The organism is Pseudoalteromonas sp. Angola-30 (assembly GCF_028599215.1).
Classification (GTDB): Bacteria; Pseudomonadota; Gammaproteobacteria; order Enterobacterales; family Alteromonadaceae; genus Pseudoalteromonas; species Pseudoalteromonas atlantica.
The window spans coordinates 1-22,312 of the sequence record NZ_JAQREI010000013.1; the positions used below are offsets into that span (position 1 = coordinate 1).

13 protein-coding genes are annotated in these 22,312 nt (G+C 38.7%); all 13 read right to left on the reverse strand.

From position 1 onward, the window contains the following. A partial coding sequence (locus PSH54_RS14880) for a GMC family oxidoreductase N-terminal domain-containing protein (RefSeq protein ID WP_273606444.1) occupies window positions 1-1,436 on the reverse strand: 1,436 nt, incomplete at its 3' end. A gap of 18 nt (window positions 1,437-1,454) precedes the next feature. Beyond that, window positions 1,455-2,072: a 3-keto-disaccharide hydrolase gene (locus tag PSH54_RS14885; RefSeq protein ID WP_273606445.1), complete on the reverse strand. Its 618-nt coding sequence runs from the start codon at window positions 2,070-2,072 to the stop codon at window positions 1,455-1,457. A gap of 213 nt (window positions 2,073-2,285) precedes the next feature. Then, a complete protein-coding gene (locus PSH54_RS14890; protein WP_273606446.1) occupies window positions 2,286-5,453 on the reverse strand; it encodes a BNR-4 repeat-containing protein in 3,168 nt (1,055 codons plus the stop codon). Window positions 5,454-5,794: 341 nt separating this feature from the next. Further along, window positions 5,795-7,894, reverse strand: coding sequence for a multiheme c-type cytochrome (locus PSH54_RS14895; protein WP_273606447.1), 2,100 nt, complete (start codon window positions 7,892-7,894; stop codon window positions 5,795-5,797). Between the two features lie 20 nt (window positions 7,895-7,914). Then, the gene (locus tag PSH54_RS14900; protein ID WP_273606448.1) at window positions 7,915-9,675 is read right to left on the reverse strand and encodes a sulfatase-like hydrolase/transferase; all 1,761 of its coding nucleotides are present in this window, start codon (window positions 9,673-9,675) and stop codon (window positions 7,915-7,917) included. A 44-nt stretch (window positions 9,676-9,719) separates the two neighbouring features. Further along, the gene (locus tag PSH54_RS14905; protein ID WP_273606449.1) at window positions 9,720-10,898 is read right to left on the reverse strand and encodes a hypothetical protein; all 1,179 of its coding nucleotides are present in this window, start codon (window positions 10,896-10,898) and stop codon (window positions 9,720-9,722) included. Window positions 10,899-10,916: 18 nt separating this feature from the next. Continuing rightward, a complete protein-coding gene (locus PSH54_RS14910; RefSeq protein ID WP_273606450.1) occupies window positions 10,917-11,846 on the reverse strand; it encodes a hypothetical protein in 930 nt (309 codons plus the stop codon). 436 nt (window positions 11,847-12,282) lie between these two features. Continuing rightward, window positions 12,283-12,921, reverse strand: a complete 639-nt coding sequence (locus tag PSH54_RS14915; protein ID WP_273606451.1) for an RpiB/LacA/LacB family sugar-phosphate isomerase — start codon at window positions 12,919-12,921, stop codon at window positions 12,283-12,285. A gap of 327 nt (window positions 12,922-13,248) precedes the next feature. Next, window positions 13,249-14,739 carry a sulfatase family protein gene (locus tag PSH54_RS14920; protein ID WP_273606452.1) on the reverse strand — a complete coding sequence of 497 codons (1,491 nt, stop codon included), beginning with the start codon at window positions 14,737-14,739 and terminating at the stop codon, window positions 13,249-13,251. A 102-nt stretch (window positions 14,740-14,841) separates the two neighbouring features. Further along, window positions 14,842-16,305, reverse strand: a complete 1,464-nt coding sequence (locus tag PSH54_RS14925) for a sulfatase (RefSeq protein WP_273606453.1) — start codon at window positions 16,303-16,305, stop codon at window positions 14,842-14,844. Window positions 16,306-16,405: 100 nt separating this feature from the next. Then, window positions 16,406-18,100, reverse strand: a complete 1,695-nt coding sequence (locus PSH54_RS14930) for a hypothetical protein (RefSeq protein ID WP_273606454.1) — start codon at window positions 18,098-18,100, stop codon at window positions 16,406-16,408. A 133-nt stretch (window positions 18,101-18,233) separates the two neighbouring features. Further along, window positions 18,234-20,798: a heparinase II/III domain-containing protein gene (locus PSH54_RS14935; protein ID WP_273606455.1), complete on the reverse strand. Its 2,565-nt coding sequence runs from the start codon at window positions 20,796-20,798 to the stop codon at window positions 18,234-18,236. 53 nt (window positions 20,799-20,851) lie between these two features. After that, window positions 20,852-22,066, reverse strand: coding sequence for a glycoside hydrolase family 88 protein (locus PSH54_RS14940; RefSeq protein WP_273606456.1), 1,215 nt, complete (start codon window positions 22,064-22,066; stop codon window positions 20,852-20,854). Window positions 22,067-22,312: the final 246 nt, after the last annotated feature.

The following is a 22,312-nucleotide window of genomic DNA, read 5'->3' on the forward strand; positions in this document are numbered from 1 at the left end:
CACCCCCCAGCCGTCAGTATTTCTTTTATATCTATTGCAGCTTGCTTAATCATCTTGCGTTCGTTTTCTCTTATTCGAGCATCAATATGCAATATAGGAATACCCCATTGGTCTTTTTCTGTAGGGTGCAACCGCGCATGATTTTCAAACTTTGGAAGCATCTCACCGTACATTATTGCTCTAAAGCGCCAAGGACCTGGTTGGTTACTATTCGTTTTAACCTCAGCGCCAATACCTACCTTTTTTGCAGTTGTACCAGTATTGCTGCGGTGTTGGGCTGTACCTTGAAAACCAAACCCCCTAATAAAATCGGCATCTTCTTTTTGTTCGTGTCGATAATTTGGGATATAGGTAGCAATAGGTCTGCGTCCAACTGAATATTTGTCATCAAAACCTGGTACTTTTGCATCCGCTATAACACCAGAAAAATGATCCATAATATAATGCCCAACAGCACCACTCGAATTTGCAATACCATTTGGGAACGTTTTAGACTTAGAATTCAGAAGGATTTGCACAGAACCTAATGCTGAGGCGCATAAGAAAATAACCTTTGAGCGATATTGACGTTTTCCTTTAGTATGGGCATCAATAACTGTAACACCCGTCGCTTTACCTGACTTATCATCGTAATCAACTGTTTCTACTATTGCATCTGTTAATACTGTTAAGTTTCCAGTTTTTTTGGCTGCAGGTAAAGTGGCTGAAAGTGAGCTGAAATATCCACCAAATGTACAGCCTCTATTACAGTATGAGCGAGCCTGACACTTTCCGCGGCCTAGTTCGGTTTGCTCTTTAGTAGGCTCTGTAATATTAGCCGAACGTCCTATAATTAAATGTCTGTCTGAATAAGCTTTCTTTAAGTTCTCAGCTATAAACTTTTCAGCACAACTCATCTCCCACGGCTTTTGAAATACGCCATCGGGTAGCGTATCTAAACCATCCTTATTCGCAGATACACCAATAAAAGACTCTACATAATCATACCAGGGCGCCAAATCATCGTAGCCTATAGGCCAAGGGATACCATTTCCATCTTTTGCATTAGCTTGAAAATCTCTTACTCCCCATCGAAGGGATTGCCTTCCCCACGTTAACGATCTGCCACCTAATTGATAACCTCTTATCCATTTAAATGGGCTTTCTTTTGGATAAGAAATAGGGTGCTCTTTGTCATCAATAAAAAACTGTTTAGTGGCATTTTTGAAATAACCTTTGCGCTCAACCATAGAGTACCGTCCCTCCTCACTGAGAATTTCAGGGACCTTGTTTCTGTTCTCAATTTGCCAAGGCATTTGCATATCAGTATATTCTGGGCCTTGATGCTGAATATTACGTCCACGCTCTATTACAAGGGTTTTGAATCCTTTTTCGCAGAATTCTTTTGCAGCCCAACCACCTGTAATACCTGAGCCAACTACAATTACATCATACATAGAGGGTGCTCCATTTTTTTATTTTAGTTCTTGGATGAATATATTTTTAAATCTAACTACATTATCTCTGAGGCCAGACCTTTTATATGATTTACTGCCGTGATGCTGAAAACCTATTACACCTTCATCGTCTTTAATGTCTTCTACATGGGTAGTTAGTACATCATTGAGAAAGATTTTTATCGACGAGCCGTCACAAACAATTCGCAACGAATTCCATTCGCCCGGTTTATAAACCTCAGCTTGCAGCTCTGACCAAGAGGGTAAGTGACTTTTTATAAAGTCATTATCTTTGTGTGATCTTTTAGGGTGTTCGGGATACAGCCATTTTCGTCGGCCTTGATCAAATAGACCCCCGCTCCAACGACGTGGGCTCGGATCTATTTCAGCTTGATAGCCAACAACGCGTTTACCGCCTTCATCTTGCTCAATTTGGCCTCTAAAAATAATGCCCGAATTACTATACTCATCAACATTCGGCATTTTTATATCGGCAGTCAAAATAAAATTGCTGTAACGCTGCTTTGTAGTTAGAAACCAATTGCTAGATGAAATTAAATGCAACTCACCATCTATGAAGCGTGCTTGCCCAAACGAGTAAACATTATCAAAACGGCTAAGCTGAGGGTCTAGCAAATTAACTCTTTGCGTTGTTGTACATGCTGTAACCGAAAAAACAAAAAATATAGCTAAATATGATTTAATACCAGTCAACCTATTCTCCTTACTAACACTTTGTCGCGATATACTTAAAAGCAGATATAAATAACCTACATTAAAAATACTCTTTGGAAAATCACTCTGCACTAAAGTCCTATCGTGTAGTGAAAAGCGATATTTAACGTGATGTTAGTTTTCAAACAGTACATTAAATTCAGTAATGTCAGGCCAGTTACCAATTGCTTTTAACTTAATAAATCGCCCTTTTATGTAAAAAGAAGTTGTACTAGGCTCGTTGGTCTTGTTCCTACCCTTATGCTTTGCTGCTTTTTTATATCGACCATCAATCGTTTCTGATACATAAATTTGATACTTGATTACTTCGTCGTTCGCAGTCCAAAGCTGGGTCCCTGTAATAGATTTTAACTCTCCTAAATCAATAACTATTGATTGAGTTCCATTTTTGTCGGCACGCCAACTTGAGCTATCAGAAAGGTCACCGTCTAATACATTAGAAGCAGGGTGTTGCTCCATCTCAGACGATACAAAAACGAGAGCGGGATTTACTAGTAAGCGCTTTTCTGCGCTTGAAGACTTTCCGTTACTGTCAGTCGTTACCGCTTTAAGTGTGTACTCCCCCGCAGCTAAACCAATTAGCTCAGTTGAATACTCTTCGTTACCCCAAGTAAAAGGAGGCTGCCAAATATCACGGACTAACGTGCCGTTTAGATAAAGCTCTACCCGCTCTATATCAATGCTACTTAAAGCAGACTCACTATGAACCGATACACTTAGAGACTCATACCCTACTGGCACTTCTATCTCGGGTTCTAAAAAGTAAACATTTGGAGCCGGTATTTCTTCTACGATAAGTGTAATACTCGCTTGCCCTTCTAAACCTTGGGTGTCTCGTGCAATTGCAGTGATAGTATGGCTTCCTACCCCTAAAGGTGACGGATTTGGCTCGTGCCTTTCTAACCAACCCATTGCACCTAGTTCATAAGGTGCATATGAATGGCCAAAATTCCAGACAGGCTTGGTGTCGGTACGCACAAACTCACCATTAACATATAAAGTTACAGATTGAATATCGCGATCGTCAGGTGATACAGCATCTATTGTCACACCTAACTTTTCGTATCCTTCAAAAACAGTAATGGTTTCATTAGGGAAAGAAACCACTGGCGGTTTAGGCTCACCTTCAACGTTAAGAGTCATTGTCGCAGTGCTGTAAGCACCTTCACTATCCAAGGCAACTGCTTTGAAAGTGTATATACCTGCACCGAGTGGTGACGGATTTTCGGTATGGGATTCTAACCACCCCATAGCACCTGTTTCGTGCGGTTTAAACTTATGACCAAAGTTAAAAGGAGCTTTGTTATCTGTACGTATTAAATTATCGTTAATATATAAAGTGACAGATTCAATTGTTCTATCAGCAACAGGACTTGATGCTTGCAACGTAAATGTCAGCTGCTCAAAGCCCTCTTTTACAGTTAGCTCGTTATCAGGAAAACTAATGGCAGGAGAGTTAGATTGAACTATTAATTGCATTGTTGATGAGCCAGTATCACCCTCGCTATCAGTCGCAACTGCTTTAAAGGTATGATTTCCAGCCGTTAGCCCTAATAACTCTAGTGGCTTGTTTTTGTGTCCCCATACAAAAGGGTCTGCGTTATCTGAGCGAATAAGCGTATCGTTAACAAATAAATCAACTTTGCTGATTGTTCGTTCAGCTATTGGGCTTACTGCAGCCACCTTAAATGATAATTCACTATAACCCTCTTCTACAGTAATGCTTGCCTTCGGAAACGTTACGCTAGGAGAACTAGCTTCACCTCCTATGTCTAAATCTATTACCTGTAAATACAGTGGTAATGCACTCCCCGACCCACGTTCCATTAGGTAGTAGTAAACTTTGCCATCTTTGATGTAAATAGTGCCGTGATCAAATACCGGCCCATCAGTTGCTTCGTATACGCGCGTAAAGTTATTTGTGCCACCTTGCGCTTTTTCAACGTAAGGTCGTCCATTATTTAAACCAATAATATAGACGCTGTCACCAGCCGTATAAATCTCACTTGCGCCAACAAAATTTGTTGACGTAATAAACTCTGTTGCGCCAGCTGGCTTATAGGAGTGTAAATAAACTTCTTGATAATCAGGACGGTTTCTATCGGTTGAACGTACCTTACTTATAAAGTGCACATCTCCCTTTTTAGTCACTGTCCAGTCAAAGCTACCTACAATATAAACAGAGTTAGCTTCTTGATGATCTATGTAGTCACCCGGTTCTAATACTTTTATTTCATCTGAATTTACCAGTGGCCATGTCATTGGCTCACCTTGATGGTTTTTCCATTCACCTATACCATCTGGGTGGTCTGAATAGGCGTAAAAAACACCATTTTGATATTTATATCTATCATTATTATCGTTGCTTCGCTGCTGATAGCCTACTCGAAGTTTGCCATTAACATACTTCATATTGCCATAGAGGCCCCAGTTATAAGCATTACCGTAACTTTTTTGGTTATTGTGATTAAATTTAGTGAAGCTTGACCACTTTTTTGTTTGAGCGTCATAGCGATTAAATACATAGGCACCGTTATTGTTGCCACCCAAGCGCATATAAAGCAGCAATGTACCATCTGTATTTGTAAAAAACTTGGGATAAGTTAAACGCGCAAAATTTGCTTTATCTGCTAAATTGCCTGTCATTGTTAAATGCTTATAGTCATCAGCCCCTTGACTGACACTACTGGTATCTTTAACAAACTTATTAAGAGTAAACTGCTCATCGGGTAAGTCAGCAACCCCTGTTTCGCTAAAAGAATAACGGAAAAAGTCATCTTTGAATTTACCGCCATGATTGTTATCGTCGTAGGCGTGCATATCGTACACCATATGAATAGTGCCATCGATAGGACTCACTGCTAAACCAATTGTATTATGAGATTCCCCAACTAAAGGGTCTCCTCTGAAACCGGTATGGCGATGTGGAAATTCTATAGTTGCCAGGGTTCCCGTTAATGTATTGTAGCGGCTCAACATAACATTGCGCTCTTGCTTGCCGCCTTTATACCAAGTCATAAATACATAATGTTTATATACTTTAACAGCATCACCATGTGCCGAGATGTTTCGACCAAAAAAGAAGTCGTATTCGGCACCTGTGTCTGGGTTAGATACATTACTAAAATCTAGGTCTTGCCCATCAAAATGTAGACCCGAGTCTGAAATCTTAACTTGTTGCTTTAATTCAACCTCTGCGTGCCCTGAGGCAATATAAAATGCAGAAGCAAACAAAAGCAGAGATGAAAGCGTGCGTTTCGCTTTTATTGTGTGATTTTTCATAGTTATCTCTGTGTATTATTGTTGTCATAATGAATCGTGTGAATTCAAGTGTGTAAACTACTTTTTAACTCTGAGATTTCGCGTGTAAAACGACCTTTATTGTTTTATTTATGTTAACAAAACTACATTAAAAACCAAACTCAATCAATAGAAATCACTTTCAATCAAAATGAAAAAGGGAAACCTCACTCTAATATAAGATTGTCTAAATGAAGGGAAGCGGTTGAGGTGTAGTAGAATTCACTAGGGGAATGTTTATATTACAAGCAAATAAAGCCTTATTAAAATTCAATAGCGCTTGCTCAGCAGCATTTATTTTATAAGGCTAGCAACAAGGCGAGTTACCTTAATTTACTTTCAAAACTATGTGCAAGCTCCATAAGTTGGCGGGGGTTATTGTAATTTTTTAGATTAGACTTCAACTCATCGAGGGCCTTCGCAGTAAAACCGGCATTGTCTAATGCTAAGTAGTATAAATATGCATACTCTTCGTTACTGCCTTCAAGTTCCATTGCTTTTTTAAAGTAATTTACAGCTTCAACTTTTTTACTACTTCTTATTTGTGCCATTCCATTTGCATAATTTAACGCCGCAGAATTTGGAAGCGCAGCCAACCCTTGATTAAGCACATCCTGCATCTTTTCTTTATTGCCTTGGCGAAAATAAATATCAGATAAATTTACATAGTTAGGGTCAAAGTATGGGTCTACATCAATACCTTGCTTTAAATAACGAATAGCCGATGTAACATCTCGCTTATTTAATGCGAGCATACTTTGATTAATATGACCTTCTCCACGCCAAGAGTTAACTTTATTGGACTGTGCAAGCTCAACAATAGCCTCACTGAGCTCGCCCGACGGATTATTTTGATAACTCAGATTTTGTGCGGCGGCAACCCTAACCGCCTTAAATTTATCTGTTAATAACTTACTGTAACTTTTAAATCGTTCACTTTCAGGGAGCATATAGCCTATTTTAGCAATCGCTAATCGTATAAGTGGCAGTGGCGAGTTTACCCACCTAGATATAATTGCATCATCTAATGCTGAACCAGTGCTCGCCAAATAAGTAATTGCACTTGCTCTATCAATTTCACTCAATGAAGTATCATTAATCAAACCAAAGTGAATTTTTAATGGCACACTATTGGCCGATCGAAGTGCTAACATAGCATGTTCTTTGTTAGACAAAGGAGGTGCTTTACCATGCCAACTTTCAAGCGCGGTGTTAGCCCATTCATCTGTTTTGTCATCATGGCACTGAGTACACGCATTAGGCGTATCGTAAATAATAGAAATATCAGGGCGAGGGACTTTAAAGCTATGATCTCTCCTGTCATCTACCCCCATGTAACGATTAGTTGGCATATGACAATTAACACATTGACTGCCTTGTGATGCTTGCTTATGCCGATGATGCTTTGGCACATCATATTCACTACTTTTATGGCATTGAAGGCAAAGAGCATTTGTTTGCGATTTTATTTTCATCGTGTGTTTATCGTGACAATCAAGACAATTTACACCCGCGTCATACATTTTACTTTGCTTAAATGAACCAAATACATATACCTCTTCTTTAATTTGGCCATCAGCATGATACAAATTTGGCTCTAAAAAAGAGGGACTGAATTGATCTAAAAAGTGTTTATCACTACTAAAACCATCAGTTAACGGGCTTCGCAATGAATGACAGGCATAACAGGTTTCCATAAAGCTGTTATCACGCTTTTCACCATGCCAAGTAGCAATGTTGTTATTATCCGTTATTTTCCAACCAGACATATTGGTCGGTTTCACCTTATTTGTTTTTGGCAACGGGTTAGTTTTGTGATCTTTTGATAGATCAGCATGACAAGAAGCACATCCCACATTTATATTTGAAAAGTGCGTATCAAACACATTTTTTTCTACATCATAATTACGCTTTAGATTATCAGAATGGCAATCTGCACACATCCCATTCCAATTTTGTAAAGGTTGTAACCAATGCAGACGATCATTTGGTTTTACATCTTCATTTTCATAATTTGCATACCAGCGCTGCCCGCCTTCTTTAGCCGCTCGACTATCCCATGCGAAAGGAAAAACTTGGTATTTCCCTTTTTCCACTTCAATGAGGTATTGCTGCAGTGGTTTATAACCAAAAACATAATTTACTTTATAAGTGACCTTTGTTTTACTTTCAGTTAAATCAATTAAAAATTCATCATCTTTGGTGTAAAAAAACGCTTTTTGAGAAAAGTGTTCAACTGTTACGTTGTTAAAATCACCTAGTACTTTGTCTGTTGTTGCTTTGGCCATTGCATTGGCATGATGAGACTGCTGCCAATCAGACACCTCATTACTATGACAAGAAACACACTCATCGTTAGCAATCGAAAAAAAGCTACACGTCAAAAGTGTTACAACAAATATAATTTTGAAAATTTTTATCATTTATTTTCTACTTCAAAACACTAATAATGTGAGTTAATAATTGAGTCATAGTCGTAAATAGCACTCTCGCTTTCGCTAAAACCTATTCTATGAGCAACGGCTTTCACAGAGGTTGCTCGCTCTAATTTAAAAGGTCCTTTGTATAATTGCCACAGCTCAGGTGTATTGGTGTTGTTTAATTGATAAGAAATCACCGCACCAGGCGTTGGACTACTTATGTGCATTATGCCATCACTAATTTTAAATTGTGGCTTTGCGGTTGCTGGCTGTAACTCACTTCCTGCCCAGAGTTTTTGAATAAGTTGGGCTTCAGGAAGGCTTGGATCATCGTTTATTTCATTTAACCAACGGTCCATTTCATCACTAAGCTCAGCAACCACTTCTTTATAGCTAGGATCGGTAATAATATTATTTAACTCATGGGGGTCATTGTTTAAGTCAAATAACTCTTCAGGGTCTTTTTTATCTCTAAACCATAAAGACTGCTCTGCTGTTAATTTATTTTCACCTTTCAAGCGCAGTAACTCTTGCATGGTTGGAATTTTTTCACGATACGCCACAGGTAAATAATACCCCTGCTCTGGTCTATAGTTTCGTATGTATTTAAATCGCTTATTTCTTACGGCTCTAATAACATCAGTAAAACCGTCAAACCTATCTGCAGCTGCATGAATATATTTACGCTCTTCAGTTTGCTGCGCCCCTAAAAAGTCTCGTCCTTGCATATGAGCTGGTATATCAATACCAGCCAAGCTTAATAATGTTGGTGCAAAATCAACAAAGCTAACAAGTTGATCCTCTTTCTCGCCTGCATTTTCAGCGTTAGGATATCTGATAATAAACGGTACCTGCAGGCCACTGTCGTACACCAAACGCTTTTGGCGTGGTAAAGGGCCACCGTGATCTGAATAAAACATAATAATAGTATTATCGTATAAGCCATCGTCTTTTAATTGTTGTAATACCGCTGCAATCTGTTTATCAGTTTCAGCGAGATTATTGTACATTTTCCAAAGATCGCGCCTAACTAATGGCGTATCAGGTAAATATGGCGGAATTGGGAAATCAAGATCTTTAGGCACATGAACAAGTGTATTGGCCTCAGATGATTTTTCAGCATGATGTTGCGGTAGTTTTGCGATTTTCTTTCTATTGTCAGAAAAGTAATGCCGAGATTCTATTTTTCTAAACCCATAAGGTTCAAATAACCCAGATTCGTGTGTGGTGGTAAAGTTAACAACGGCATAAAAGGGCTGCCCAGGTTTTCTATTGCGCCAATGAGCGAAAGGCCCACTTTCATCCCATGCCGCTTTGGGTGCTTTAAATTGGTAATCAGTTTTTAAGTTATTTGTTGTGTAATAGCCTTCCTCACGAAGGTATTGACTAAGCATTTTCGCACTTTTAGGTGGTACAGCCTCATATTTTGGCAAACCTGTTTGCTCTGTATTAGAGGTTGTCCGCATATTATTTGCGCCAAATGAAGAGGGGTACATCCCTATCGCTATAGCAGCTCTGCTTGGGGAACACACACCTGATGTTGAATATACATTTGTATAAGTAACCCCTTCATTTGCTAGTTGAGTAATAGAGGGTGTTTTTATTGTGTTATCACCATAGGGCTCAATAATAGGGCTCATATCCTCAACTACTAACCATAAAATATTGGGTTTGTTAGACACATTATGTTTTACAATCCCGCCTGCCACTGCATGTGAACCACAAACGTAACATAACAATATCCACATCCAAACTTGCTTGTAACTAAAGCTCATACAACTCATTTGCCACCTCTTTGCATTTTTTATAAGGTCAGAATATCTATTGATTAATCATTTCTGCTAAACACCAGCGCTCGCCATCGTCCTCTGGCAAATGCGGTACCTCCGTTTTCAGGAATTTTGCCATTTGTAACGGCTTTAGATGAAATCCGTATAATGTCGCCTTTCGTTAATTCAACGTCCTGCATATTGAAGTATATTTCTTGGTAATCAGTGGTTATTTCTGGATTCCTAAATCGGCCAATTTCTTTATTATTTATTGAAACAATATAAATCGACTCGCCGTCAATTTCTGCCAATGTAACCAGCCTCAGAGTATAATTGCCCGCCTCTTTGGCCTGCACAGTATATTCTGCGTGCGCAAATTTATTTCTGTAGGCAGTTATCACTGCATTTATGGCAAGAGCGCTCTCGGCTTTATGTAGGTAGTATGGAATTTCGCCAGTATTCTCAATCTTAAAATCGTCTACGGCGTATAAAATCCGCGTGTAATCAGTTATTTCTAATAGTTGTGTTTTCTCTTGTAATGGCTTCGGGTTACTTAGGGTTTCTGCTTTATCTTTGCCTGCAGGTATGTAGTCCTTGTCCTTAGTTAAAAGTAACTTATCAAGTTCAAAGCCATCTTCACGCATGGATACCATAATGGTATGAACACCTTTATGGGGTATATCAACAAAAATAGTATTAGGTGTGCCACAGTGGTTGGTGTTTACCCGTTGCGCAGAAGACCATGTCCAGGCATGTTTACCCTCGCATAATTGCAAACGCTTCGCTGATTCTGGCCATTGTCCATTTATACCTAAATGCACCCCATTATCCTCACTGCCGGTACTATATGCCCTTGCCCAAGCGTAATATCTTCCGGGTGTTTCAAAATAAACAGGATAACTTAGCACTGCCATTGTGCCGGCATCATTAGTGAAGTTCTCATTTCTAACTAGCGCTTCGTGATGATTACTGCGGGTATCTGGAAGTATTTCAATATAGGAACCGTTGCTCGCGTCATGATAATGAGCTTGATCTGCATCAACGAAATTATGAGCTGGCGTATTTTTTGAAAACACCAGCCATCGTCTTTTATCATCCAAGTGTTGCGTTAAAAAGTTTTCTGCTTCTATCACCACAAAATCCGAATTTTCGTGATAAACCTGACCCGCACTAGTATGGGTAGTTGAAGCTATAAAGCTTGCTATAACAATCGGTAAATAACAAAGCACTAGTTTCATGTTTAAGGCCTCAACTTTTTAGCTTCTAACTTCATTTAACAGTAATACGTCTTTTATTTCTTTTGGCGTTGCGTGTTTATTACCGCCATTGTCAGCACCTGTTATCCACCAATAAATCATTCCTGCATCGGAGCAATCAAATTTATTAGCCTGAAAAGGAACAACACCGTCCTTCTCAGCATAAGCCATCATTTCCCAAATAAATGCTATGTCACTATCCGTATGGTTTTTGGCCCAATCCCAATTATCTATAGGCCCTTGAAGGCCAACGTTTTGGTCTCCTATTTGATGCTCTTTGACACCAAAGTCTAAAATTTGCTGCCAAGTAAAATAGTCACCACTGTTATCATTTGCAGGGTGGTGAGAAACAACATGAACATGTTGCACCTTGCTTTTCTCTGCGGCTTCCAGTGCATAACCAATCAGGTCTGGCTCCCCCGCTTCAATTATCCAAAGCGGATTATCAGCAGACGATGCGTTAACGGCATCCACTAAATCTTGAGTTGCCCCTGCTTGATCAACCCTACAATTATAGAAACTGCGTAAATTATTAAATGGCCCAAAGAGCTCAATACCTTTGCGACTTAGCTCATCTAGTTTATTTTGTCGGCGCATTTCATTTTCGGCATCTATTTGGTATCGAGCTTTGTTTCTAAAAGGATCTAAATCGCAGGAATGAGATAAATGAACGAGGCGACTAGATAAACCGGTATTTTGTAAAAGCGCCAGCATTACAGGTGTAGCGCCAATATCATCAGGGTCAGGAGAGTTACCATCTATGACTATGGCCAACCGGCCTTTAGGGGGGCTTAGTGCGGCAAAATTTTCCTTTACTGCTTCTTTTGAAAAACCTTCATTCGCTTTACCCTCCGATAGTGTTGTGCTTTCACTACAACCTACACTTAAAAATGTACTTAATATCATGAACGGTAATAAAAATTTTCTCATTGTTTTTTCTCTATCTTGATAAAAATCAACCCATTGAAATGGCTACTTTCTATTGAGGAACTTTTAACACCCATATCCCTTTACAAACCATCAAGATCAGAAATAGCTTCAATGATTGAAGTTGAATAGATATGAGTGTAAATGAAATTTAAAAAATAAACAAACTATCAATTTCTATGTAAATTTTCATACTTGTTTATCAAAAGAGCATTACTGTTGTGCCAAAAAATTCAGGCGTCAATGGAATGGCTTGCTTCTAAAGATATCTTTATGTTTTGAATGCGAGTAGATAATAATTGGGAGTTAGTAAGCAATTTAATAAGTAAACTAATCGCCTACGAAGCTTCAGCAGCTGAAGCTGATAATAATGTTATCAATAAAAAAGCCCTCAAGCTGAGGTTAACTCAAGGGCTATTATGTAAATGTTTGTCGTTTACTAAGCTAATAAAGACTTAACATAATCAATAATGTCTTGCTCTTGACCATGCTCAAATAAACATGATTGAAAACGCTCGCCCGATACAGCGGTTTTAACTAGTTCTTGATCAAGATTTTTCAATGATTCAACGTAACTACGATTAACTAAAGCTGACTTCACTTGCGTTAGAATTGAGGCATTTTGGACCTGCGGCTCTCTGCGCTCAACAGGGTAACCAGCACCGCGCTCACCAGTAAGTGCTTTTTCAAAAATATAACGTGCGTTTAATTCAGCGCCCCAACCAAAACCCTTCGCAAAAGGAAGCGCTAATGCGTTACCGTTGTTTACTTGGTTAAACAAAAAGGCATCTGAAGGGTCAATACAGTAGCCACAAAACACACCGTCGTGAGCGTTCAACGACATCATTGCACCTTGGCCTGTGCCACAGCCCGCGAATACAAAGTCAACAGCTTTAGCGTTAAGTAAAATGCCCGCCATAATACCTAAATGAACATATGTTAGGTGATGATCGCTTTCGCTATTCATACCCACGTTAAACACAATGTGCTCTAACGGTAAGGCAACACTTTCGAGTTCGTTTAAAATAATTGGATTTTTAGCCGCTTGGCTATTTTCAAACATTAATGCTATTTTCATGACTGATCTTACACCTTTTTGAGTGAATTTGACACCAGTGTATCATTTGTTTAAGTAAAAATTAACACGTAAAAGCATAATGAAAGCAGTTACTAACTTTGCTTCACCTTGTATTCTAATTTTAAGTTTCAGTAACCCTATTCGAGGGTTAAGAATTGTTTATCTAAGTGTTGAGAAACACAAACAGCAGGTTATCAGGCGCAATTTACCGTTTGGTGCCCATATACCCTAGCTTATATCTTTGCTATTACATATTAACCAATAATCTGAGCCAACCAACAAAGAGGATATAAAAGCACTATATCAACTTGCCCCCTTCGGTTGTTTTTATTTATTATTTTCCCAATGCTCGATTACATAGTAATCCTCTGGCTTTAATATATTTTGATGCTCTTTACTCACACTGCTTCTCAGTGGCGGTCTATTTTGATCTAACTTAAATAATGGTGCACTTATGATAGGCAGGTTTCCAAGTCGCTCATCCAAGATATCACCCTGCTCTGCCATCCAGCTGAATAATTGTGTTTTTAGCCGTTGTTTTACGTTTTGTAATTGAGGGTCATGAATTAAGTTTATTTGCTCAAATGGATCGTTGTCTAAATCATATAACTCTTCAAAAGGTTCATCTTTATGCTTCATAGCACCTTGGCGAATAAACACATTAATATTAGGGTTATCGGTTAAGTTTTTATCCAAAACTTCAAGTGCGTTAAAATTACGAATGTACTTATAGCGTTTATCACGGATCATACGAGATGGAAAAATATGCGCGTTGATAATATTTTGATTAGTTCGTATGCCGTATACATACTGATGAATTGGAGCATCATTACCTTCAAGAATAGGTAAGAAACTTTTCCCATCCATACTTGAGTCTTGCTTGCCACCAGCAATATCCATAAAGGTAGGCAATACATCTGTATAGTGGATCAATTGCCCTGAAGTAGACCCAGGTTTAATAACCCGCGGCCATCGTGCTACAAATGGTATATTTAAACCGATGTCTTTAACTGTAAATTTACCAGATACCCCATGATCTGCGCTGTATATAAATAAGGTGTTGTCTGTTAAGTATTTATCAACCATTTTTAAGACGTGTTCGATTTGCGTATTATCCTCAGCAATACTGCGATAATAGCCTGCTCTTTTCTTAATATAGGCTTTATCTGATTTAAGGTGACTATCAAATGGGTGAAACTTAATATCCTCTACTTGAGGCTGCTTTACATCAAAGTACTTGCCATGCGGATACTTAGAGGTAATAAACATAACAAATGGTTTTGTAGCAGATTTAAAGTAGCGTTCAATATTTTCAAGTGGAATATAGTCTCGCGGAACACCTTCTTTTGGTACTGGTTCCCACTCCTGATCCCAATCATACACACTGGCTGGCTTTACGTGGCTTTTACCCGCTAATACAACTTGGTAACCTAACTCTCTCATTTGCTTAGTAACAGAGGAAATATCTGGCTTAGTTGGAGTATGGTTTGCAAATGCACCATTTTCTAAAGGGTATTTACCAGTAAAAAGTTGCGTTCTACTTGGCGCGCATATGGCTTGTGCTGTAAATGCTCGATTAAACAGCATCCCCTCTTGTGCCAACTTATCAATGGCTGGTGTATGAACTTTCTCGTTACCATATACACCGTAATCTGTAATGTCTTGGTCATCAGCCAAGTAAAAAATGATATTTGGCTTACTGTTGTTCTCGATATTAGTGCTTTGAGCAACTGTAGTGTTCGCATGTGCCTTGGTTGTATTTATTAGCATTAATGCTATTAAACTAACCAAACGTATTACTGTTGATGATTGTTTCATGTTCAACTCTAATTATTTTATGGTATAGAAGTAACAATATGATCTAATTCTTAATTTTACCGCTGCCTAGGTGATTCACTAGACAACGGTAGTATCAAGCCATTAGTTAGTTTTGCAATTACGTAGCGTTATACAAGCTGTTAACTGCTCTCTTAACGCAGCAGCTTGTTTTTGATAACGCGGGTCATTAACAACGTTATTTATTTCGTAAGGATCTTCTGAGTGATCGTATAGCATTTCCTCAACCTTGTTATCTTCTGTGATGTAAGAAGAGAAAATATAATTATCTGTGATGATAGAGTCCCCTGTTTTAAAGCGGCTATATACTTGTTTTTTATGTACACGATCTGGCTGTTTTAGGACATCAACGAAGCTTTCCCCATCAATTTTTATTGATGGATTGATATTAGCTATTTCTGTGATAGTAGGGAAAATATCAATGAGCTCAACCAATGCATTGGTTTTTTGATTTTTCACTGCATGTGGAGAAGAAACAATCATAGGTATACGTAATGAAGTGTCTAGCAAAGTGTGCTTAGTCCAAAAATTATGCTCGCCAAGCTGAAAACCATGATCACTGAGCAACATGATTGTTGTGTTATCGCGTAAACCAAGATCATCTATTTTATCAACAATTTCACCCACTAATGCATCAATGTAACTGACTGAAGCATAATAGCCTTGAATAGAAGAAAGGTGGAATGCATCACTATTATACTCGTAATCTTTAAAGTGATAGGTGTGAATCTCACCTGAGCCACGTAAAGAACTAGGCGCTAAATGAGGACGCTCGCGAAAGAAAAAGGGAGTGAATTTTTCTTTTGGGTGCAAATCGTAATACTTTTTCGGTGCGTAAAAAGGTAAATGTGGTCTTATAAAACCCACACTCATAAAAAATGGTTGCTGTTCTGCTGACAACCGCGTTAGAGCTTGTAACGCTTTTTGCTTAACTTTGCCATCTGGGTATGCTTCATCAGGTACATCAGCGGTTTCATACCAAGGACCATTTTTTAGCCATTCAACGTGAGCATTTTCTTTGATATAGTTTTTCGAATCTGGGTTTAACATTGTTGCATGAGGCATACCAGATACCTGTATTTCCTCACTCCAGCTCACTGTTGCTAAATCTTTAGCATTATGAAAAATCTTACCCAAACCAATTGTATGGTAGCCAGACTCTCTTAAAACTTGCGGCAGTGACTTTGCGTTAGGCGCATCTTTTTCTGCCATCGCCTTATAGTCAATAAAACGGTTTTTTGTGGGTCTTAAGCCAGTCAACATACTTGCTCGAGATGCTCCACACACTGGTACATTGCTATATGCATAGTCAAACGTAACTCCCTCTTTTGCTAGTGCATCAATATTAGGGGTATACGCTTTTTCATCTCCATATGCTCCAAGCACCGGTCTAAGGTCGTCGATAACTATCATCACAATATTTTGTTTTTCTGTAGTTTTGATTGTTTTGACTTTCTCAGTTGCTCCGCTTTTATAACTTATACACAACGAGCTTATAAGCAGTATAAAGGTGCAAACTAGCTGGCTGTTTTTAATAATAATTTTCATTGTAATTCTCCTGCATTATTTTTATCAACAACACTGTCGTCTTATACAAGCAAAGGGAATGAATACATCTCATACACCCTCTGCAAATAAAGAGTATTAATTAACGTGGACGGAACTGACCATCACGCCATAGATACAAACGCTGTGCACTGCCTTTTTTAACGTTGAGTAAAACAGCCACTCCTTGACCATTGCTGGCTTTTACAGTTTCCATTTCAATTCTTGATTTAGCTAGATTTAAGTAAGTTTGGTCAATGCGCCAACGTTGAGCATCATCACTTTTTGCAATAGCAAAAGCCGCTTCACCTTGTCGGTCTTTATAAATGACAGCCGCTGTATAGCGATTAGAGTCCTTAGTTAATATTTCTAGCTTTCCTATGTTTGATATCACATTGTTTTCACTGTCAACTAAAGTTCTGTTAGCAGTGCCAGGCATGGGTTTACTATGCTCCCATTTACCATCTTTAAAGACTGTCATTCGCCATTCTCTGTAGTCTTTAGTTCGCGCTTGGTACGCAACAGCTGGGGTATTATTTTCTAAAATAATAGGTGTTGTGCTAAATGGCGTTTCTTCTCGTTGTGTGGAGTCAAAAGCCAGCATTTGTTGGTTAGCTTTTGCTAGCGTAATAGGTAAATCCAAATTTTCGTTTTGAGCGTTATAAAACGTATCTGTTGTTGTATCGAGCTTCATATAATATGAGTTAATGCGCCCATAATCAGATTTATCGTGAATTTCAAGAAAGTTACATTCATGCCACAGTGAGCTAATGGCAATTTCTGTATCAGATACTTTTTTTGGGGTGATGTAAAACGTATCAACATTTATTGGATTTTGCTTTTGCGGCGTTGGCACTGTAATGATGACCGGCTTTTCAAATGTTTGAGCGCCACTTGGCATTTTGTAATAAACCCAAGGTGATTTATGCGTACCCACCCGGGTGAATAAGTAAATGTCGCCATTGGCCATTTTTTCACTGGCGGTGTACGACGCAAATGGTGTAATGTCGTTTACATATACAAATTTACTAATGTCATTTGGCTTTTCTGACATTATATGCAGCATTCTACCGCCGGCGTGTGGGGTGTCGATTGAAAGCGGATTTAATCCGTCTTCTCTTTCTCCGCCGTGGCCACCATAAATAATATGAAAGTGACCTTTACTGTCTTGCTCAATGATTGGCCTACCATGACTATCAATTTTCCTGTCACCTTTTGAAAGGGTACTTTCTGCCGCTTTATGAGGCCCGTCCCATTTATGAGTTTTAAGATCATAACTGGCTATATAAGGGTCGGTTAAATGCCCTTGATACGTAATAAATACTTTATCACCAATTACATCGTGCCAGCCTGTATGGGGGTTTCCTTGAAGGTTGTCTGTAAAATAACCTTTTGGTAGTTTTGGTAACGATGCCGGTAGAGCCTTTTTAGGGCCTAGGTTTTCATGTGGTAGGTTGTAAATTTGGTGAAACGATTTACCTTGCGTGTATTTGTCATAAATAGTTTGGTACTCAGGGTAAGCACCATATAGGTATTGATCAATTCTCCAACGCCAATATTCACGGCTTTGCGGATCATTGGGTTCGACTTGATTTTGTAAAGTTGAAAATACGTTATCTGTTGCTGAATACTTCTGTATGAGTTTAGTTCTTTCACTTATAAACGATTGTTCGTTAGTCGCTACCATATTTGAAGAGCAACCTACAGTTAAAATGCCTGCGGTAAGAGCTAAATTTAAAACAAGTACTTTTTTAAACCGAGTTAGTGTTAAGGCTTTATGAGTTAATAAAAATTGCATAGTGTGTCTCGGTGGGTTATGTGTAAATTGCAGTGTATTAATTACGTAAAATATAGCGCTGATGAGTATGGCTCATTTGGGTTATTGACAATAAACCACACACATCATACTTGAACGGTCAAATGTCGCGTTTTTACATTTTTATGTAACCTGACTTTTTATAATAGGTAGTAAGCGAGTCCTGTTTAAACTTTAACTGATTACCATTGCCTATATACATATCTACCAATTTGTTTTGCTCATCGGTTGTAATAACGGCAAATTGACCTTCAAAGTAAATACCTAACTCTTTGTCTTCGTATTTATCGTCATTATTTTCTTGCACAATGATGTATTGCGTTAGTGACTTGCCATCGACTGTTGCGTTGACTTTTACGCCTTTAAATACGCCTTTTGCGTAAAGTCTTTCTACAGCAGTAACCGCGAAGTCTTCACCTTCGGTTACTGATTCATACGCTACTATAAATGGATTACTCCATGTTTCGCCTTGGTGGCGCATTACAAACGTAGGTAATGGCTTTTTGTTGTATGGCGCGGACGCACCATAAGCTTTTGGCGCTTTTACGGTGGTTAACTCAACATCAAGTCCAGCAGGGATAAGTGCTCGCATTGCGATTGATTTATCGCCCAGTTTAGATGCCGTAAATGTTGCCTCATACTGCTGTGATGAATTTGACGCTGTTTTTACTTGTTCAAAATAATGCCAGCCTGGGTGTTGGTAATCTTTATGTTTAACCCACGGTGTTTTAGCTGCAGCTTGATAGCGCTGCGCATCTGCTTTTAATTTTACTTTTTTTGAGCCTGAGGTTATATCCACTTTGTCGCCAATGTTGTGGTATACGTAATCGTGAAACTCTTGTTCATGGCTACTTTTAGCTCTGAATATGTCTAGGTAGTAGCCCTTAGTATCAGAGAGTTTTATCAATGCTAATGTACGCAGATGATTAGCAGGTGCTACTTTATTAAATTCATCATAAAAAGAGGATGTGTTAAACGAGTGTTTATCAGACACGCCCTTTTCACCGGCAGCAGGTTCCATTGCGATAGACTGCACGCGATTAATACCTAAGTTGATCCAATCACCGCTAGAAGCCGATGCGCCATTACTAATTACAGAGTTATGTGCTGAAAACAATCGATAATAGTTTTCATGAATTGGTGTTCTGTAAGTACCTTTACCGCCATCAATGCCAAGTACATGACCTTGACCATATAGCTCCATGTCCATACCAGAAGCATGGCCATGAATATAGGACCCACCTGCCACAAATGCCATTAAACTGTTTTTAACTGGGTTTTGTTTACTCACATTACGTTGAATATTCATTCCTGCATATTCTAAACGCTTCGTTCTTGGACGCGGTGGCGCTACATCTACTTCTTGGCTGCTTTGTATTTCTTTTACAGACCACAACAGTTGTAAAGGCGTGTAATATGGACTTGCGCCATAAGAGCGATTATGAAGGTGCCCTCGGTCATATACGCCTGCATTTATGCTCGAGGCTAAATAATTGCTAAAGTCATTTATTTGCTTTTCATTATTATTTAACTTTGCTAATAATAATGACATTTCTAAAGCCGAATATTCAGGCTTATAGGTACGATGGCCATCACCGATATAAGGATATTCGTTATTTGGGTACTGTAAATCGTAATATGAGGTAAATGCCGCAGGAATATTTGTATACTTTTTACCAAGCTTAAGTGTTGGATCGTAACGGTCGAGCAACGTCATTAGGTAAACCGAAAAAGCGGCTACATGTTTAGAGTACTGGAAAGACTCTGGCCAAATATCACCTTCGTTTTCAAACTTTTTTGCAACCGTTTTTAGCGATGCCTGATGCTTAGTATCTAGGTGTGTGTAATAAGGAAGGTTTTTAGCAATTTCTTCTGGGTCGTCTAATGCTAAAATATTGTGTACAAGGCTTGAAGACTCTAATACTGGCCAATTTGAATCAAGTAAGCCTTTATTTAGCGCTAACCAAATATAAGTTTTAAAAATCTGTTGCGCTTGGTCAAAATCAAAGGCGACTAAGCTGCTTGATTGTAAGTCGTATACCTTGCCGCCAGATTTTAGATAGGGATAAACTAAGTCATAAATAATGGGTAATTGAGCACCAATTACCCGTGCTTCATACAAGTGATCGCCCGGAAACATCCAACTTGAATTCATGGCGCCTTCTTTATGCACCTTCATTTGTATTAGTGCATTTGAATAGGTATTAAGTATGTCGGCACCGCAGGCTGCGTATTTATCTTCTTGAGTTAAATAGTACATTACACCGCAATCAACGCCGTCCTGCAGTGCTTTAACAACGCTTTCGAGTTGCTCTTTACTACCGCCGCCTTTAACACGAAAATGCGGTAGTGTCGGTGCTTGTGACTTATCTTTATTCCAAATTAGTGGGAGATCTGCAAGCGGTTTTAACCGTTGTTCTTTGTTAATTGCAGCGATTGGTTCAACACGCTGTTGAAGCTCTTCAAATAATGATTTTGCCCAAGGCTCTGTTTGTATTTTATTTAAAATTTCTGGACGTTCAGATTTTTTAACCCAAATCGAAGGGCGCTCTACCTCTGTTGCTGAAGCTTTAAATCCGCTGAGTGTTATTATAAAACCAAGACAAATAGCGACTACGCTGGAGCGCAAGAAATTGTGTAGTGGTATTTCCCGTCTTTTTTTACTGGTGATTACAGACATTGTCGGGTGTTCCTAAATTATTGTGTGTTGATTGTTACAAGCGGTATTCATAGTTAAATTTGTTTTTTACAGCGATTAAGCGCTTCTAAATAATAATAATCGCCATAATTAAGCGCCGAATTTAGCTCTTTACCTGCAGGATAGTTGCCCGTTGCATGTTTGAGTAAAAAGTGACCATTCTCGCCCTTTTCAGCAAGGTATTCTGGTGAGCTTAAGGTTTTTAACATCGTCATAGCGGCCTTGCGGTAACGTGCTGCATCTTCTTTTTCCACATAATCCGCGAGCTCTAATAGAGCGCTTGCAAGTAAAGATGCAGCTGATGAATCTTTATAATCTTCAATCTCTGGATCATCTGGCGCGTTATAGTCGAAATAAGGTATAAGATCTTCTGGCATATTTTTATGAGTTAGGATGTAGTTAACAATATTGCGTGCATGTTTTAAAAACTTTTCATCTTTTGTGTAGCGATAAACCATTGTATAGCCATAAGCTCCCCATGCTTGACCTCGTGCCCAAGATGAGTCATCAGTAATGCCTTGAAAGGTTTGTTTTGTTAGTGGTAGCCCAGTATCTCGACTGTAATTAACTAGGTGATATGAGCTAAAATCATCCCTAAAGTGATGCTTCATCGTAACAGTGGCGTGACTTACAGCAGCGTCATAATAGGTTTCATCTCCGGTGGCAAGGGAAGCATTGAATAACAACTCAAGATTCATCATGTTATCGATAATGACTGGAAACTCCCATACACCCCAACTCCATGAGAATGTGGCACCTATTTTTGGATTGTAACGCTCCATTAATGTTTGAGCCGTGCTAACTAAAATAGGGGTATAGCTTTCATTACCTGTTAGTCTTACACCATTACCAAAGCTGTTATTTATAATAAAACCCACATCATGAGTTTTACGATTAAAACGCATGTCTTCTAATGCATTTGTCCACTTTACGGCGGTGTTTAGCCAGCTTTGATCTTGATTGTGCTCATACATATACCAAAAGCTGCCAGCAACAAAGCCACTCGTCCAACCCATCGGAGTAATAAAGTTAACCTTACCATCACTAAACGAAGTCGGTATTTTATTTGGGTTTGTATACGCTTTTCTGAAGTCGTCCAATTGCAACTGGGCTTTATCCAGGGTAGCACTACAAAATCTAGTATTTTCATTTGAAAGAGTTTCTTGCTTATTATTTGTTTCAACCGCATCACATGCCGGTAAGGTAATTAAAACAGCAACAGCCAAAGCACTTTTAGTTATTTTTCTCATTAAACCCTCTCTTAAAAGTCAGCTAAGACATAATGATGAAAAGACACGTCTTATAACAACGCCTGCACACCAGTTAATTATCGACTAAACACAGCACTTGCAATGACTGATATTGACTCATTTTGATTAATAATGTCAAATATTAAATGGCTTAGGTATATTTTACTTACATTTAGAAGAAGCAAGTTGGTCTTATTTTTAGGAATTAGTGAAGTAATAGGAGCTCGAACTCAAAAATATTTAGCA